This is a genomic window from Vibrio sp. 1978 (assembly GCF_033344345.1).
This window is the reverse complement of the sequence record NZ_JAWPOP010000514.1, coordinates 1-675: the sequence shown is the minus strand read 5'-3', so window position 1 is coordinate 675 and position 675 is coordinate 1. Positions and strand designations below refer to the sequence as shown.

Sequence of the window (675 nt, the reverse complement as noted above, 5' to 3'; positions counted from 1 at the left end):
TGGCGTTACTGGATGAACACTTCCACCCAAAGTACAATGGCAGCCGACATAATAGAGTCAGTAGGAAATTATGAGTAACACGACGGCGAAAAAGTCGAATCCCCTATTCGAGATCCTTTTTAACGTATTCATCCCTTCGTTCATCTTGATGAAATACAGTGGCGAAGAGCACCTAGGAACCGCAATGGCACTGGTTGTCGCTTTGCTCTTTCCTGTGGTTTACGGCGGTATGGATCTCATCCGCAACAAGAAGTTTAACTTTATCTCAGCACTTGGTTTTATCAGCGTATTATTAACTGGCGGCATTGGCTTGTTGGAGCTTGATACTCGCTGGTTAGCCTTGAAAGAAGCCTTGATTCCCGGCCTGATCGGCATCGCGGTATTGGGCTCCACTTTTACCCGCTACCCATTGATGCAAAAAATGGTATTGAACGACACGGTTTTGAACCTCGCGTTGATTAACGAGCGTTTGAGAGAAAATGGTAAAACCGATGCGTTCGAACGTTGCCTAATGTCTTCGAACTACTTGTTCGCAAGCACCTTTGCATTCTCATCTGCAATGAACTACTTCCTGGCTACGTGGATCGTCACCAGTCCATCAGGCACCGCAACCTTCAATGAAGAGCTCGGTAAGTTGACACTTTACAGCTACCCGATGATCGCCATTCCTAGCAT

General features: G+C 46.5%; 1 protein-coding gene. It reads left to right on the top strand.

What is annotated here, in order from left to right; all coding sequences use genetic code 11:
• Nucleotides 1-70: 70 nt before the first annotated feature.
• Nucleotides 71-675 (top strand): VC0807 family protein (locus R8N49_RS27560; protein WP_318190510.1); only part of this gene is annotated, 605 nt, incomplete at its 3' end.